The 13852-nt window shown below is 31.6% G+C and carries 15 protein-coding genes; 5 read left to right on the top strand and 10 right to left on the bottom strand.

Features of this window, described 5'->3' with window-relative positions:
- Positions 1–49: 49 nt before the first annotated feature.
- From CM54_RS00585 to CM54_RS00545, 9 genes are all read right to left on the bottom strand, one after another.
- Positions 50–2089 carry a cation:proton antiporter gene (locus tag CM54_RS00585; RefSeq protein WP_002452630.1) on the bottom strand — a complete coding sequence of 680 codons (2040 nt, stop codon included), beginning with the start codon at positions 2087–2089 and terminating at the stop codon, positions 50–52.
- Between the two features lie 488 nt (positions 2090–2577).
- Entirely contained in the window at positions 2578–3048 is a 471-nt protein-coding gene (gene mnhG2, locus CM54_RS00580) for a Na+/H+ antiporter Mnh2 subunit G (RefSeq protein ID WP_037548243.1), read from the bottom strand.
- Positions 3023–3325, bottom strand: a complete 303-nt coding sequence (gene mnhF2 / locus CM54_RS00575; protein WP_037548240.1) for a Na+/H+ antiporter Mnh2 subunit F — start codon at positions 3323–3325, stop codon at positions 3023–3025. The genes mnhG2 and mnhF2 overlap by 26 nt, the downstream gene beginning before the upstream one ends.
- Positions 3322–3804 carry a Na+/H+ antiporter Mnh2 subunit E gene (gene mnhE2 / locus CM54_RS00570; RefSeq protein ID WP_016898376.1) on the bottom strand — a complete coding sequence of 161 codons (483 nt, stop codon included), beginning with the start codon at positions 3802–3804 and terminating at the stop codon, positions 3322–3324. Before mnhE2 ends, mnhF2 begins: the two co-directional genes overlap by 4 nt.
- Positions 3805–5304, bottom strand: a complete 1500-nt coding sequence (mnhD2, locus tag CM54_RS00565) for a Na+/H+ antiporter Mnh2 subunit D (RefSeq protein ID WP_103157104.1) — start codon at positions 5302–5304, stop codon at positions 3805–3807.
- Positions 5294–5638 carry a Na+/H+ antiporter Mnh2 subunit C gene (gene mnhC2, locus CM54_RS00560; RefSeq protein WP_002452627.1) on the bottom strand — a complete coding sequence of 115 codons (345 nt, stop codon included), beginning with the start codon at positions 5636–5638 and terminating at the stop codon, positions 5294–5296. Before mnhC2 ends, mnhD2 begins: the two co-directional genes overlap by 11 nt.
- Positions 5635–6060 carry a Na+/H+ antiporter Mnh2 subunit B gene (gene mnhB2, locus CM54_RS00555; protein ID WP_002433258.1) on the bottom strand — a complete coding sequence of 142 codons (426 nt, stop codon included), beginning with the start codon at positions 6058–6060 and terminating at the stop codon, positions 5635–5637. The genes mnhC2 and mnhB2 overlap by 4 nt, the downstream gene beginning before the upstream one ends.
- Positions 6047–8449: a Na+/H+ antiporter Mnh2 subunit A gene (gene mnhA2, locus CM54_RS00550; RefSeq protein ID WP_037548236.1), complete on the bottom strand. Its 2403-nt coding sequence runs from the start codon at positions 8447–8449 to the stop codon at positions 6047–6049. The genes mnhB2 and mnhA2 overlap by 14 nt, the downstream gene beginning before the upstream one ends.
- Positions 8450–8475: 26 nt before the next feature.
- Positions 8476–9033, bottom strand: coding sequence for a tyrosine-type recombinase/integrase (locus CM54_RS00545; protein WP_037548233.1), 558 nt, complete (start codon positions 9031–9033; stop codon positions 8476–8478).
- Between the two features lie 138 nt (positions 9034–9171).
- Here CM54_RS00545 and sroA point away from each other — a divergent pair, with 138 nt between their 5' ends.
- The 5 genes from sroA (at position 9172) to sarA (ending at position 12734) form a co-directional block, all read left to right on the top strand.
- A complete protein-coding gene (gene sroA / locus CM54_RS00540) occupies positions 9172–9378 on the top strand; it encodes a sigS mRNA-stabilizing protein SroA (protein ID WP_023350722.1) in 207 nt (68 codons plus the stop codon).
- A 14-nt stretch (positions 9379–9392) separates the two neighbouring features.
- Positions 9393–9617, top strand: a complete 225-nt coding sequence (locus CM54_RS00535) for a DUF2922 domain-containing protein (protein WP_002433204.1) — start codon at positions 9393–9395, stop codon at positions 9615–9617.
- 222 nt (positions 9618–9839) lie between these two features.
- The gene (locus CM54_RS00530; protein WP_037548230.1) at positions 9840–10769 is read left to right on the top strand and encodes a DMT family transporter; all 930 of its coding nucleotides are present in this window, start codon (positions 9840–9842) and stop codon (positions 10767–10769) included.
- Between the two features lie 232 nt (positions 10770–11001).
- On the top strand, positions 11002–11958 hold the full coding sequence (locus CM54_RS00525) for a hypothetical protein (RefSeq protein WP_037548227.1): 957 nt from the start codon (positions 11002–11004) through the stop codon (positions 11956–11958).
- A gap of 401 nt (positions 11959–12359) precedes the next feature.
- The gene (gene sarA / locus CM54_RS00520; protein ID WP_002433479.1) at positions 12360–12734 is read left to right on the top strand and encodes a global transcriptional regulator SarA; all 375 of its coding nucleotides are present in this window, start codon (positions 12360–12362) and stop codon (positions 12732–12734) included.
- 210 nt (positions 12735–12944) lie between these two features.
- Here the strand turns inward: sarA and CM54_RS00515 are convergent, their stop codons facing one another.
- Complete coding sequence (locus tag CM54_RS00515) at positions 12945–13739, bottom strand: alpha/beta fold hydrolase (RefSeq protein WP_002452550.1); 795 nt, start codon at positions 13737–13739, stop codon at positions 12945–12947.
- Positions 13740–13852: the final 113 nt, after the last annotated feature.

Raw genomic sequence — 13852 nt, 5'->3', positions numbered from 1 at the left:
GAGTGAGAGCTCTTTTTTAGAAAATTTATAAACAAACGTATATTTTTTATCATGTCATACTATCAACGATAACCATTTCATCATAGTTGATAGATTCTCTAAGCTTCAATGCTGTGCCTTCTGTAATTTCTTCATCTTCTATTAATTCACGAAGAATTCGACGCTGTTCTCTTAAAGCATTCAACTTAATTCTAGTAATCGTATCCTCACTTTGAGAATTGAAGAAATTATTCGGAGTTAAGTTATCTATACGCATAAGATAACCATCGCATATCATACCAATCTCTAGTTTGTTATCTGTTGTTGCCTCTTTAGACAATCTACTTACTACATTGTAATGAACTAATTTATTTATTTTACCTAATTCAAGTAAGTTATCTGTAACACTTAAAGAAGATGCAGAATTTATTTTAGTTTTAACACGGCGTTTCAATAACATTCCTCTTAAAACAACTGTAATCCTTCTAAATAGTGACGCTTGTTTGTAGACTTGTGTACGTTCAGCATAGCGCATATAGTTTTCAAGTACACTATCTGTAATCTCACCATCATCAACAAGTTGTTCTAATGTTTTTGTTTCTACATTAAACGCAATTTTTTGAAGACGTTCTAACTCTTTAGAGTTTTCATCTTCCTTTTCAACTGTTTTAAGGAACGTGAGTTTATCATGATATTCTTTAATCACATTTCCATAACGATAACTTGTTTCAAATGTAGATTTCTGATTTAAATAATCAATCACATGTTCCAAAATATATACTCTTGCTTCTTTGAATGTCATATTACCTAATTTCACTTTTGGTTTATTAGGCGTAACTAAAGGAAGTAATACTTGAGCAATGACCAAGCTAATGATGACCATTCCTGACGCAATAAATAATAAATCATTTCTATAATGGAATGAATGATGATTTGCCAAGTAATAAGGTAATGTTAATGCGATTGCTAGTGAAATTGTCCCGTGTACACCGCAAAGCGTCATAATAAGTGCATATAAGCTTCTCTTAGGCTTTTTCTCTGGGGCTTTATCGTCATCGTCTTTTGATATCATTTTCTGGAAAGGACTGACTGATAAATAGAAATAAGGATAAAGCACATATACCCATACAAATCTGAAGAGATATACCGCTAAAGCGACTAGTACAGTGATAACTACTAAGAATAGTAAATTATGTGGTTCTGTCTTAATAATCTTCACAATAACCTCAGGTACTAAGAAACCTAATATTGAAAAGACAAAACCATTTAAAACATAACCTAGAATATTCCATGTGTGGTTATAACTCATTTGTAATTGTGTACGTGTTTGAGCGATACGATCTCGTTCAAATCCATGGACGAGTCCGGCTACTACAGCTGCGATAATACCTGACGCATGAAACAGTTCTGCAATGAGATATGTCACAAATGGCGTTAATAACTGTATAAATGTGAACATATTAATATTCTCAATGCCTCGTCTCATTAGAGTTAAACGAAAACGAACAAGTGCCATACCTATAAGTAAACCTACAATTGCCCCACCTATAGATGCAATTAAAAATTGTTGTACCGCATCGAAAAGTGAAAACGTACCTGTGACTAATACGCCTACAGCAATTTTAAATGAAATGATACCGGCTGCATCATTAAGTAATGATTCACCTTCAAGAATCGTCATCGCACCTTTAGGCAACACCTTACCGTTAGTGATTGCTTGAACTGCTACAGCATCTGTAGGACAGAGAATTGCTGCAATTGCAAAGGCTGCACCAATCGGTAGTTCGGGCCAAATCCAATGTACGAACAATCCTACACCAATCACTGTTGTAATAACGAGACCTAAAGCCATCATCATTACAGGTTTAATATACTTTCTTAAATGTACTCTTGAAACGTTAACCCCTTCTACAAATAATAATGGGGCAATTAATGTGACCATAAATAGTTCTGAGTCAAAGTTAAATTCAACTGGAATTGGAGTGAGGTATAAAATCATTCCAAGAACGATTTGAATAAACGCAAGAGGTACCTTTGGTATGAAAGTATGGACAAAGGAGCTTACGATAACTACTGTAGTAAAAATAAGTAAAGTTTCAAATATCTCCAAACTTTCACCTCTTTATTATTTTTTTAATTGAAAATTAAGTAACAAATAGCACGTATATGCCTATTTCCACATTGCATATAAGAGAGATGCATCATTTGAATGATCTACATTAGAGGAAGATAACAAGAAGAAAAGAAGAGATTGCTTATTCTTATTGCTTAAATATATTAAGTATAAATTGATTATTTAGAATATTTTATCTATTTCAATGATGCATATTCCAGTTATCAGTGAAATCAAACATGAACATTTTCATTTAAGATAATCACAAATTCGTTTCATCAAACGAGAAAATGTTTATGTGTAATCTCATTGAACCAACATTTTACTACTTAATTTTACAATTATTCTTATTTATAATTTTATCATTAATTGTATCAATGCTTAAATAAATAGCTCTCTTCTCTTCCATATTCATACTTCAGTCTTATTTAAAAAAGAAAACCGTTAACATATATAGATTAACTCTTATACGTTAACGGTTATGATTAATTTTCACTGTCAAATTTTCTCTCTTTTTCACGTTCTTTATAATAAAGTTTTTCCCTACGTTGTTCTCTTAGTTTCGCACGAGATTTTAATTCTTCAGGTGAATTAAACTCATTTTGACTTAACAATATTGAAGATTGCCTAGGGACGTCATCTTTTCGGTACATATACGCACCGTTACGATAGGCAGCACGCGCTACCAAATGCATTCCAACAGGAGAAGTAAGGTTGATGAAAACCAATGATAAAAGTAAACGAACGCTAAAGAATCCTTGATTGACCGTGAAATATATTAAGACACCAATAATAGTTAATAATACTGATAAAGTTGAACTCTTTGTAGAGGCGTGACTACGTAAAAAAACGTCTTGGAACTTTACAATACCAATCGCACTAATCAATGCAATGATACTTCCTAAAAATATAAATATCGCTGAGATGAAACTAACAATTTCTTTTGTTATTTCCATTAAAGACTCGACCTCCTCCGATAAATCTAGAAATAGATACCGAACTAACAAATGAAATAATGGCAATGAGCATAATTGAGTCTAGGAACGAAACCGAATTATATACGACACTCAACACACCAACTATAGACATTACAACTGCACTTGTCGCATCAAATGAGACCACTCTATCAGCTGTTGTTGGTCCTTTAATTAATCTGAAAAGGCACACGAGTAAAGCAACACCAAATATAATTAATGCACTTATAATTAAACATTGTGTGATTAACGTTATCATCGTGTCACCTCCAAGATTAAATCTTCATACTGTTTAATACTTCTTAAAAGATTTTGCTTGTCTTTTTCAGAAACATCAATACTATGAATAAAGAACTTATTCGTATCTTTAGAAATGCGAATCACTGTTGAACCCGGAGTGATAATGATTAAAATAGTTAAAAATGTAATTGCCCAGTCATTCTTTAGAGAAGTCTCATAAGAAAGTAAACCAGGATTCATTTCTTTAGTTTTAAACAGAATATAATTAATCGTACTAATACTTGATGTTAATAGTTGATAGAGATATATTGCTAAAAATTTAATCGCTACCCATATCTTTTTGAGATAAAATTCTTCACCAAAGAACCTATGAAGGATATAGATGACAATTAAACCAATTAAAAATCCTGAGAAGAAGGTTGTAAATTTAAATTCATCCTCGTCTTGGAATAAAACCCAAAGGAACGCGATGACAATATTAAGTACGACTTGTTTCATCTATTTTTCAACCTCCTTCAAATGCGAATTAACATTCTCTTGGAAAACATGTTCTTTCATATTGAGGTTTGTAGCATTATCAGTCACTTTTAAGACAACTGGTGCAGCAATACCCATAGCAAGTACAACGGCAACTAGAATACCAAGAATACCTTTACGATGAGGAGGAATCTCTTTGAATTTGACCTCTTCACCATCAGTATCGCCAAAGTACATTACAAACATGACTCTAAACAGACTATACATCGCTAGAAGACTAGTCAGAATCATTAAAGCAAGACCAATATAATTACCGTTTTGAATCGCACCTTGGAATATAAGCACCTTACCTGGGAAACCACTAAACGGAGGTACACCACCTATTGCAAATACCATCACAATAAATGCAACACCAAAGAAGGGTTCCCTTTTGGCTAAACCACTTAAATACTGATAATTTCTAAAGCCAGAAATATAAACGAGACTACCTATAATAAAGAAAAGTAACGTTTTAACGATAATATCATTTGATAAATAGAAAATTGCACCATTCACTCCAGCATGTGTATGAGATCCTAATCCTAGGATAATAAAACCAATCGATAATATAACTTGATAAGCAGCAATTTTCTTAATATCTTTATAAGCAATTACACCAAATGCACCGATTATCATCGTAATACATGACATAAAAACGAGTAATGGATGTGTGATACCAGGATGATGATCAAATAATAAGGTAAAGAAGCGGATTAACGCGTATGCGCCGACCTTTGTCATCAACGCTGCAAATAAAGCAGCAAGTTCTGTATTGAGCACAGCATAAGCTTTAGGCAACCACATAAATATCACTAAAGCAGCTTTAGAACTAAAAGCGACTAAAAAGACGAGTGAGATAATCGTGATAGTTTGATTACTTTCCATATGGTTCAAGCGTGATGCAATATGAGAAAAATTTAAGGTACCAACAGTCTTATATAACATACCGATACCTAATAAAAACAACCATGAGCCAATAATGTTAAGTACTACATAAATAATGGCAGCACGTAACTGTTCAACTGATTGGCCTAATGTTACAAGCACAAATGACGCGAGTAACATAATCTCAAACATAACGTATAAGTTAAATAAATCTGAGGTTAAAAATGAACCTATTACACCAACAGTAAGTAATAAGATAAAAGTTGGTAAATGGAAAAGATTTACACGCTTTTCACCTCGACCAAATCCATAAGCCATAATTAGCGTCACAACAAATGACGATACTGTAACCATGAGTAAGCTTAGTGAATCGCCAAGGAATTGAATACCAAATGGTGCTTTCCAACCACCAAAATCTAATGTGATTGGCTTATGGTTCACAACATAGATAAGCAATGCTAAAGAAATTAAAGTCGAAACAATCATAGTCGTAATTGAGAGTATTTTCGATGTTTGATTTTTATTTTTTATAAAAACTAGAATCAAAGCACATAAAAAAGGAAGAAGCATTGGCATAATCAATAAGTTACTCATCATCTTCTTCACCCCTCAATGCACTAATTTCATACTCTTTCGTCACGCGATATGTTCGGTAAATTAATACGAGTAAGAATGCAGTCATACCAAACCCAATTACAATCGCAGTAAGTACAATGGCTTGTAGTAATGGATCTACAAAATTCGAATGATTATTTTGAATTAATGGTTCAGACATATGTGGACCATATTTGCCCATACTCATAATAATTAAATTACCTGCATGAGTATAAATAGAAATACCAATAACAATACGTATTAAATTAATGGATAGAATCATGTACGTTCCTATAAATACTAAAAATCCTATCACCAGTAAAAGTATCAAGTTCATGACTTACCACCACTTATTGACAACATAACTGTCACAATAACACCTACCACCGTAAGTAATACGCCTAATTCAAATAACGTTACAGTCGTAACGTGCACATGTCCTAATAATGGAAAGGCCACATTAGCTTCAGTTTGGTATAAGATTGGTTTACCAAAGAACATAGGAACTACTGCTGTACACACAGATACTAATGATCCAATAATCATTAATTTCTTAAAATCTATAGGTAAACTAATCAATACTTCTTTAACATCAAAGGCAAGGAACATAAGGATAAAAGCTGAACTAAAGATAAGGCCGCCAATAAATCCACCACCTGGATTATTATGTCCTGCAAAGAAAACATAAAATCCAAATGTTAATAGAATGAAAACAACAATCTTAGTGACCGTTTTTAATACCACATCATTCTCTTTCATCTTGTCCCCTCCTATCTTTGTAATTAAGTAGTGTGTAGATACCTAAACCTGCAATGATTAATACTAATCCCTCAAATAAAGTATCTAACGCTCTGAAATCACCTAATATAGCATTAACAATATTTTTGCCACCTGTTAATTTATAGGCATCTTCATAGAATTTTGAAATCGATGGCATACCATCCGCTTGCTGAGCGATAAAAATTAGAGAAACAACAGAAACAGCCATTATAAGTGAAACTACAATTTTAAGCGTCTCCTTCTTCAAGTTTGCTTTTGCTCTTGGAATATTTGGTAATCTTGAAAAGCTCACGATAAACAATATCGTCGTAATGGTTTCAACCACTAATTGTGTGAGAGCTAAATCAGGTGCCTTCATTGCAATGAAGTAAAGCGTCACTGCAAACCCGATAATACCGTTTAAAATAACCATCGTTAAGCGTTGACGTATAAATATAAGAGAAATACCGATGATTACTGTAACGATTGATAAGATAATCTCGAGCGGTCCAAAAGATGAAACATGTAAATCATGAACTTTAGGGAAACCAACCGAAAGATAGCCATATGCAATAATTGCTACAAATATGAGTAACGTAATCATAATATAATAATTGAGTTTAGCACTCATTAAGCTTCTTATTCCATAACCTGAATAAGATTCAAACTCTCTATAAACACGTCGATAAGTATCTGTGATTGAAGCTTGTTTAATCATTCGATGTGTCAATGATTTCCAATTTATAGCAAGTGCTAAAATAATTCCTGACACAATAACGATGACACTTAATATTAATGGAAGGTTGATACCGTGCCATTGTGAAATGTGAGGTGCTACGCTGTCTACTTGAGTTCCAACACCAGATACCGATCTTAATGCTGGTATAAGTATATTATGTCCGAAAACGTTAGGTATAAAGAATACAATTGGTATAAGTACCATAAGAATCATAGCAGGTAAACTAAACAACCATGGTTCGTGAATACTTTTCTTAGTAAACTTTTCAGTATTGAATTGTCCCCAAAATGTTTCTTTAATCATGTAAAGTGCATAAGTAAAAGTAAAAATACTTGCTATCACACCTAATGCAACAACTATGATAGTAAGGCTAATTCCAAACTGATCTAGTTCAATAGCTTTTACAAGTGAATCAAAGAACATTTCCTTACTAAGGAAACCATTAAAAAATGGGACCCCTGCCATAGAAAGAGCAGCTAACAACATAACAATGTGCATCTTAGGAAAGACATGACGCATCCCATTGAGTGAACGAATGTCTCTCGTACCTGACTCGTGGTCAATAATACCAACACCCATGAACAATGCACATTTAAAAATAGCATGGTTCATCAAATGAAATAAGCCAGCAAAAAGGACTAAAGCGTAAAACTCTGACAAATGATCTGAGGTATGTTGTGCATAGCCCCCACCTATACCTACCATAGACATAATCATACCGAGTTGGCTGATAGTAGAATAGGCTAAAATGCCTTTAATATCATATTGGCGTAATGCGGTAAGCGAACCAAAAAGCATGGTTATAAGTCCTACAAACGTAACAACATATACATATATATCACTTAGTCCTAATAATGGCGTAAACCTAAACAGTAAGAATATACCGGCTTTAACCATAGTCGCTGAATGAAGATATGCACTCACTGGCGTGGGTGCAGCCATCGCTTTCGGTAACCATATATGAAATGGAAATTGAGCTGATTTTGTAAATGCTCCCAATAATAGCATGAGTATCATTGGAATATACAATGGATGCTTCTCAATCGCCTGACGTTGGGCTAGTATTTCTGAGATATTATTTGTACCGGTAATGATGTATAACATAATAAAACCAGTTAATAACGCTAATCCACCAAATACGGTAATCATAAATGATTGAATAGCCCCGAGTTGACTATTACCATTGTTATACCAATAAGAGATAAGCAAGAAAGAAGACACACTCGTTAATTCCCAGAATACATACATTAATATAGTGTTATTCGCAATAACGATGCCAATCATACTAAACATAAATAATAATAAATAGACAAAAAATCTAGGCAGATTATCAGTTTGAGGTGATAAGTATTGTGTAGCATAGAAAAATACACCTACACCTATAAGAGAGATAATCAAACCAAACATTAAACTTAATCCATCTAATTTCATATCTAAATTGATATCTATTGAAGACATCCATGGAATATGAATAGAAGTGAAATGATGGTGATAGACATTTGGTATTTGTGTAATGAAATAAACAGATGAAATGATGGGCGCTAGTAACGACAAATAACCAGCATATTTTTTAAGTATTTGATGACTCAAAGTGAGTAAAACTAGAATCATCACAACTATTAGCACGCCCATAAGGTACATCAGACTCATTTAAAGCCTCCTTTAAATATATTTTTTTATAAGTTGAGTGCAATCACAGTTTGATGAATCGATTTATCTTGAATCCCAATAAATTTTATAGTTTCTTGAGTTGTTTGATGTCCCAAATATTTCTGAATAATTGAGATTGAAATGCCTGCTTGATAGGCATGATAGGCAAACGTCTTTCTTAATGTAGTCAGTCCAATATGTTTCATACCTAATTGTTCAGCAGCACGATTAATTATTCTATAAGCTTGTTGTCTTGAAAGACATTGATGCGTCCTCGTAGATTGAAAAATAAGTTCTTCATCTTCCAATTTACAATCCTCTATGTAAAGTTTTAATTCGTTTCGCAATTCAGATGGCAACTTAATTTTAATAGTTGGCTCATCATCTATCATCCAAGATGTTTTTATATTCCCTATTTCAGAAGTTTTAAGGTACTTTACTTTCATATTTAACAAATCTGTCAGTTTAATTCCTGTATGAATTGCGAACTTAAAAAACAAATAATCCCTTTGTGACCGTTCTTGTAATACTTGATACATTTGATGAATCTCTTCTTTATATTTAATTGGGTCTACTTGATTCATACGTCCTCCTTATTAAGGTTTCTCATTTAATGATATATGATATTTAAGTTACATCAAAAATTTCTGCCTGAAATTTAGAAATATAGTGACCTTTTTTTCATTTTCAAACGATATATAAAGTGAAAGGAGGTGCTAAAGATGAATGAAATTAATCAAGTGACTGCACTCTTTACACAAGTTAAACATGACTCTGAAGGGAAAGTAGTCGAACATAAACGTCGTTTCTCTAACTTAAATCCATCTACGTCTAATGATCAAATAAGAACTTTCAGTAACATTATTGAACGTTTAACTGGAGAAAAGTACGACAAAGTTGAAGTCACAAAGACAGAAGCATTAATCTAAGGAGGAGTAGGAATATGTCAAAAACGTTAGAACTCATCTTTAAAACGAGTTTAGACAAGCCAGTAAAATTACAGTTAACAAAATTTGACGCTGTTTTGACAGAACAATTAGTTAAAGAAAGTATGAATCAAATTTTAGAATTAGGCATTTTAAAATCAAATGTAGGTAAACCTGTCAAAGCTTATTCAGCTCAAATCATTGATAAGAATACGACTATCCTTTTCGAAGATAAAAAATAACAAGTTATAGGGAGAATTGTTTCTTACTAACAAGTACATCATTAATGAGAGAAAAAAAGAATCATTAGTGATGTTTTTTTATTACTATTATATGCATTATACATATATATTCTTAAACTAGAGAATTAAAATGTACCATAATACATAATCAAACATTCTATTTAGATTCAAGTATATGAGTGGTATCATATTATTATTAATTCGAGAAAGTGGGTATCACAAATGATATTCTTATACCTCTTAGGTATATTTGTGGGAATGTTACTTCCTATTCAAACCTCAGTTAACTCAAGGTTAAGTCAATTTACACGTTCATCATTTTACGCCTCAACCATCTCTTTTGCGGTAGGAACGTTATGTTTATTAATCCTTAACCTTATTATTAATCCACATGTATTTACAACCTCATTCTTCTCAGGACAGACATTTAACTATACATGGTTTGTTGGAGGATTACTGGGCGTTATATTTTTAACAGGAAACCTATTATTATTACCTAGATTAGGTGCTGCGCTTACAGTAGTCATCACCGTGACAGGACAAATACTTATGGGTGTAGTCATAGATACATTTGGATTATTTGGTGCTTCACAACAACCATTTACATTTTTTAAAGCAATTGGGATTATTTTTTTAATCTTCGGTATTCTTTTAATGAATTATGTCCCGAATCGTAAAATTCATCATAAAACCAATTCAAACTTCATCTTATGGTTAGCGATTGGACTCGTATTTGGCTCGGCACCACCGATCCAAACTACAATTAATAGCGCACTTGCTCAACAGACACATTCTTCTATCTTTGCGTCTTTAGTATCATTTACGATAGGTACGACAGCTTTATTCATTTTAACTTTACTTTTTAATCGCACTTTAAAAATTAGTATTACTCATGATGTGCTTGGACGCATTAAGCCTGTCTACTTTATCGGTGGTATGTTAGGCATGGCTTTTGTCACTGCTAATATTATCCTTATGCCTTTTTTAGGTGCTGCGCTTACAACGATTGTCGCAATGCTAGGCCAAATGATTATGGGAATTATAATAGACCATTTTGGTTTAATGGGCTCTCCTAAAAATAAAATTACAGCGCGTAAAGTGTGTGGGTTAATATGTATTGCAATCGGAATTATTCTATTACGTTTATTTTAAAGTCTACCTTATATCATTCTTTTAAATTAATCTTTATCTTATTAAAATTCTAAGCTCTACCTGTAGAGCTTAGAATTTCTTTATTTTTGAAGTGAATAAATAACCTTTTTTCAATTATTGTAAAAATTAGAAAGAATGAAAGAGTTATCTTTTGATTATAGGTAAAAAAACTATTTAGAAATAAATTAATATTGTATAATATTTTTATCATAACATCATGAGGTGAACATCTATGAATAATAAGCGCATTATTCTTATACTATTAATTCTAGTTTTAGTTCTTACAAGTTTAGGTTTTGGTTATCATACTTATTCGAAAATACGATCAGATGATAATAATTTAAAGTCTACTCAAATCATTAAAGCTCAGCCTAAAAGGTTACTTACCGCGGATGGCATTCAAACTCCTTTCCAAAGCTACTCTATCTACTTCAATCCTTCACAAGGACAAATCAGCCGCTTCTTAGTTAAACATCAAGATAAAATATCCACCAAAAGACCGATTTTTGAATATTATAATTACGAAAAGGAACAAGAATTTAAAACACTTAAAGGTGTTCTTAATCAAATTCAACTCCCCAATCATATACCTTCATATTTAAAAAACAATCCTTTCTTAACCTCACCGTTACTGTATTCTCAGCTTATTCAAACTCAAAATTCTATTCATACAACCCACTTCTCTCCTATTAATGGAAGGGTCTCTATCATCAATTGTTACCCTTCAAAAGCAACTGATAAGATAATGCAAATTGATAGCGAGGAAAAGGTTATTCATGCTAATATATCAGAATCTGATATAAATTTATTAAAAATAAATCAAAATATTTCTGTAACTACTCGTGATAAAATTCAATTCATTAGTAAAGTGAAAGAAATTGCAACAGTACCAACTAAGGTGAAAAATAATACTTCTTATTACCAAGTAGTATTAACTACCAAAGCTAAGTATCCTATCGGCACACATTTTAAAGTAACTTTAATGTCTAATGATATCGAGCTACCACAAACAAGTATTATAGATAACAAATTTATTTTAGTAATGAATAATAAAAAAATTGTAAAAAGAGAAATAAAATATAAAAAATCTTCTAAAAGTGGGTATATCACTATAACAAGTGGTTTAGCTCTTAATGAGAATGTAATTAAGCATCCTACTAATAAAATGGTAAGCGCTTTTAGTCATTAAAAGTTGAAAATAACATTTCAAAATGTTTACTTTTCAGCATTATTTTTATTAAATTTAGAAAAATTATAAATATTTGTAATATTTTTGAATAAGGCAAATGCTATTTTACTAATTCAATCATAATGTACAAACAATAATTAGTTTTATAAACACTTATTTGTTTACTTCTTATTTTTATTTAGTTATAATTAACTAAATAATATAGCATTAAATATATTTCTTAAAATTTTATTTAATACTAAATTATGGCAGACACTTCGTATTTTTTCAAAAAAATAGATACAAATTAATAAATTCGGGTAGAGTATTCATATAGATCTTAATTTAATAACATACAAAACTTGCTGAGTCATGTTATATGGGTCTTTAATGTTTACGCTATAAATAGGGAGGTTTCAATAATGGCTATTTCAAAAATTAATGACTGCTTTGAATTATTAGCTATGGTCACTTATGCTGACAGATTAAAAAGTATTATTAAGAAAGAATTCTCAATCAGTTTTGAAGAATTCGCTGTTTTAACTTATATTAGTCAAAATAAAGAGGAAGAATATTATCTTAAAGATATTATTAACCACTTAAATTATAAACAGCCTCAAGTGGTAAAAGCTGTTAAAAACTTATCTCAAGAGGATTACTTCAATAAAAAACGTAACGAACACGATGAAAGAACAGTTTTAATCTTAGTTAACTCTAAACAACGTAAAAAAATTGACGAGCTATTAAAACGAGTTAACAAACGAATCACTGAAGCGAACGACGATAACGAAGTTTAATATGAAATTTGACGAGAGTAAGATAGAAATCTGATTCTTAGGATTTCATAATCTTACTCTCTTTTTGTGGGGATATATAATTGAAAATACAATATGTCTGACACAAATAATAAAAGGCGACCAAATATTATTTTGGTCGCATTTTTTGATATATATTTATGAAATGTAATACTAAATACTTATTATAAATAATTTTAAATATAGTGAAAGTTATGCATTTTCCTCTAACTTAATAAAATCTAAGTAAATATCTAAAAACTTATCTGGTTCTTCTATATGTGGTGCATGTCCTGATTCATCAAAGATGTACTTTTTAATATTTTCAAAGTAACTATCAATACGAAAATGTGTTTTATCCATGATTAATGGATCATGTTTACCATTAACTAAAAGTGTTGGCACAGTTACTTTATGATGAACGTCCTTAATCATATCAACATGATTTAATAATGCCCTAACAGCAATTGCGCTATCTTCAGGTGTCGGTCTACTATATAACTTCTGACGTTGATACCACTTCATCGTATTGTCTTGTTGTTTAAATAATTTAGGAAATAGAATAATCATTGCCTCTGCTTTATTAAAACCAGCAATTTCTTCTTGATTATCAACCATGAGTTTTGTGAATCCGTGAGTGATATCTTCCCTCTTCGCAGAGATTATTGTTAGTGAAATTGTTCTGTACTGATATGTTTCAGTGAACTCTCTTCCAATTATGCCCCCCATGTCATGTCCTAGAATATGTGCTGAACTCACATTTAATGCATCCATTAAATGACTTAAGTCCTCAACATGATCTTTTAAATCATAAGATTCTGATCGTGAGGATTTACCATGTCCTCTCACATCATAAGTTATCACTCTATGTGTTTGCTTGAGTTCATTTTTCAAATCCTGAAAGCCAGCTGAGTTACCGTCTAATCCATGAATTAAAATAATGGGGATGCCTTCTCCTTCATCACTATAAGCAAGTTCAATTTGATTGCAAGTTTGAATTTTATTCATACTGGCACCTCCCTTTAATAATTGTTATACCCAATTCGAATCATCGTTACGCCTTTAATTCAATGAACGAAGAATTAAATTATGATTCAATTAAATTAATTATTTAAAACAGA

Source organism: Staphylococcus sp. TE8 (assembly GCF_000692055.1).
Classification (GTDB): Bacteria; Bacillota; Bacilli; order Staphylococcales; family Staphylococcaceae; genus Staphylococcus; species Staphylococcus capitis.
Note: the sequence above shows the minus strand (reverse complement) of the source record. Positions and strands in the feature narration are given on the sequence as shown.